This window comes from Fulvivirga aurantia (assembly GCF_009711475.1).
Lineage (GTDB): Bacteria > Bacteroidota > Bacteroidia > Cytophagales > Cyclobacteriaceae > Fulvivirga > Fulvivirga aurantia.
On sequence record NZ_SMMD01000503.1, the window covers coordinates 1 to 3,377 of the forward strand.

Consider the following 3,377-nt stretch of genomic DNA (forward strand, 5'->3'; position numbering starts at 1 on the left):
CGCGATCTCGCAAAGGAGGAACGAAAATAGGAACAGTGCTTAATCGATAGTAAAGGTCTTCTCTAAATTTATTGTCTTCAACAGCCTTCATGAGGTTTACATTGGTAGCTGCCACGACTCTCACATCAGTCTTCTGTACTTTAGAAGACCCTACCTTTATAAATTCACCGTTTTCTAAAACTCTAAGTAATCTGGCTTGAGTTCCTAGCGGCATTTCTCCGATTTCATCAAGGAAAATGGTACCACCATTCGTTACCTCGAAGTATCCTTTTCGGGCTTCATGAGCACCAGTAAATGACCCTTTTTCATGACCAAAAAGCTCTGAATCAATAGTGCCCTCAGGTATTGAGCCGCAGTTGATAGCAATAAACTGATTATGCTTACGCGGACTGAGGTGGTGTATGATCTTACTAAAAGACTCTTTACCACTACCACTTTCACCGGTGATAAGCACTGACATATCAGTAGCCGCTACCTGAGCAGCCACCTGAATGGCATGGTTAAGCAATGCAGAATTGCCAATGATGCCAAAGCGCTGCTTGATACTCAATATCTCTTTGTCTGCCATTTTTTAGTCTACAATTTTGCCAAACAAAGTAGCCGCAGTACAGTCTTCTACTAAGACATTGACATATTGGCCTTTTGAATAATGCTTTTTAGGGAATATTACTACTTTATTTGCTGTGTTTCTACCTTGAAGATCATCTTCTGATCGTTTAGAAGTACCTTCTATTAATACCTGATGTACTTTTCCGATATCACGTTTATTACGCTCTAACGCATGCCCTTGCTGCTTGTTTATGATTTCGCTTAACCTACGTTTTTTCACTTCAAGAGGTATGTCATCTTCATATTTCTTGGCTGCAAGCGTGCCTGGTCGCTCACTGTAGAAGAACATGTATGAGAAATCATATTTCACATAATCCATCAGCGTAAGAGTTTCCTGATGCTCTTCTTCTGTTTCTGAGCAAAACCCAGCAATCATATCACTAGAAATACCGCAATCTTCTCCGATTATATCTCGAATAGCGTCAACCCGATTGATATACCAATCTCTGGTGTATGTTCTATTCATAAGTTTTAGCACTCGGCTATTACCGCTTTGAGCAGGCAAGTGTATGTAGTTGCAGATATTTTCATACTTTTTCATAGTATGCAATACCTGGTCGGTAATATCTTTAGGGTGTGAGGTAGAGAATCTAACTCTTAAATCCGGGCTTACTTTTGCCACCATTTCAATCAGGTTAGCAAAATTTATAATTTCACTCACCTCAGATTTTTCTAACCGGGCTTTATTATTTACCTCTGGTGACCATTTGTATGAGTCCACATTTTGCCCGAGTAAAGTAACCTCTCGGTATCCTTTGTCATATAAATCTTGCGCTTCTTTTACGATTGAGTAGGGGTCACGACTTCTCTCACGGCCTCTTGTAAATGGCACAACACAAAATGAGCACATATTGTCGCAGCCTCTCATAATAGAGATAAAAGCTGTCACTCCATTTGAGTTTAACCTTACAGGGCTTATGTCAGCATAGGTTTCTTCTCTTGAGAGGAAAGTATTTACAGCTTTTTGTCCATCATCAACCTGCTTTACCAGACCAGGTAGGTCGCGGTAAGCGTCAGGGCCTACAACCAGATCAACAATCTTTTCCTCTTCGAGCAGTTTATCTTTAAGTCGCTCAGCCATGCAACCAAGTACACCGATCATCATTCCAGGCTTTTCTCGCTTTGCTCTATTAAATTGAGAAAGTCTTTTTCTTACCGTCTGTTCGGCTTTTTCTCGAATTGAGCATGTATTGAGAAAAACTACATCTGCTTCGCTAAAATTGGAAGTAGTATCAAAACCGTTTTCCTGCATAATCGAAGTCACGATTTCGCTATCGCTAAAATTCATCTGACAGCCGTAACTTTCGATGTACAGTTTTCTTTCTTTACCTGTATTTTCGTCTTTAGAAACCTTTACAGTTTCACAAGCTTCTTCAGTCTTCTTTTCTTCAGTAATGATGTCTAAATCACTGATTAAATTCTGCATTGCAAACCTCACATTTTATTAGATTGCAAAGGTAACAATTAGATGGAGAAGTGACATATTGTCAGTTAAATTTATTGAGGTTGTTTCTTCGCAAGATTTTGAAGAGTTTCTAGAATAGGACGAGCCTTTAGGAGGCATTCTTTGTATTCTTGATGTGGTTTTGCGTCATAAGTAATCGCGCTACCTACCATAAAAGCTCCTTTAGAAGCGAGTTGGTCGTAAAAAAGTGTGCGGATAACGACATTAAAATCAAAGTCTTTTTCAGGCGTTATGTATCCGATAGCTCCGGAGTATAGTCCTCTTTTAAACGTTTCATACTTTTCAACGAGTTGCATAACCTTAATTTTTGGTGCGCCAGTCATGCTGCCCATCGGGAAGGCATTTTTAATAATGTCTACGATTTCCAATTCTGGTTTAACCTCAGAAGTTACTGTAGATATCATTTGATGCCAATGCCTGAATGAGTAGATACCAAACATTTCCTCTACTTTGACACTACCTGATTTAGAGCTTCTGGCCAGGTCGTTTCTCACCAGATCGACAATCATCATATTCTCCGCGCGTTCTTTTTCATCATTACGAAGGTATTCTATAATCTGGTGATCTTCCTCAGTGTTACTTCCTCTTCTGGCGGTTCCTTTAATTGGTTGTGATATAAGTTTTTGTCCTACTTTCTTTAAAAACCTTTCAGGGCTCGCTCCCAAGGCATAATTATGCTTGTTTTTATAAAATGTGGAAAATGGAGTGGGCGAATTAAGACATAAATTTTGGTAAAAGTCTACCGGGTCAATCTGCAGCTCGTTAATTAGAAATTCTACGCAGTAGTTGATCTCATAAATGTCGCCTTCAATTATATGGTTGATAAGGCTATTGACCGTGTCAACATATTCATTTTCGGATGTTTGTAGCGCTACTTTTCCTGAAAAAGACTCAAAGATAGTTTGATGATAGTCAATAATTTCCTCGTAAATATCATGAGGGTTATGCTTGGTTTTGATTTCTATCGAATCTTCATGAAAGAAAACAAGGGACTCTGCTGCGAAAAAAGTGATTAGCGGAAATTTAACTTCCTCATTATGCTTACTGTCTAAATCCTCTAGATGATTTTTGAGGTCATAAGCAATATGGCCAAATAACCATTCTTGTTTATTATCTATGAGTTGCTGGAAAATAGAAAAATCCTCTGGGCCTTTAAACTCAAAGCTGTTTTCATTGCCAACAGCCAGTACATCTATGAACGGCTCGTGAGGGTAGTTTTGGGACTTATTAGAATTAAGTAGAGTGCAATAAACAAAACGATTACCCCAATGCAACGCTTTAGTCTTTATGTTAGGTGATGATG

The 3,377-nt window shown here is 38.9% G+C and carries 3 protein-coding genes; all 3 read right to left on the bottom strand.

Annotated features, from left to right (window positions below; genetic code table 11):
* Nucleotides 1-568 (bottom strand): sigma 54-interacting transcriptional regulator (locus E1176_RS03670; RefSeq protein WP_155209219.1); only part of this gene is annotated, 568 nt, incomplete at its 3' end.
* 3 nt (nucleotides 569-571) lie between these two features.
* Nucleotides 572-2,035 carry a tRNA (N6-isopentenyl adenosine(37)-C2)-methylthiotransferase MiaB gene (gene miaB / locus E1176_RS03675; protein ID WP_155209220.1) on the bottom strand — a complete coding sequence of 488 codons (1,464 nt, stop codon included), beginning with the start codon at nucleotides 2,033-2,035 and terminating at the stop codon, nucleotides 572-574.
* A gap of 71 nt (nucleotides 2,036-2,106) precedes the next feature.
* On the bottom strand, nucleotides 2,107-3,377 hold a 1,271-nt coding region (locus E1176_RS03680), incomplete at its 5' end, for an anthranilate synthase component I family protein (protein ID WP_343030500.1).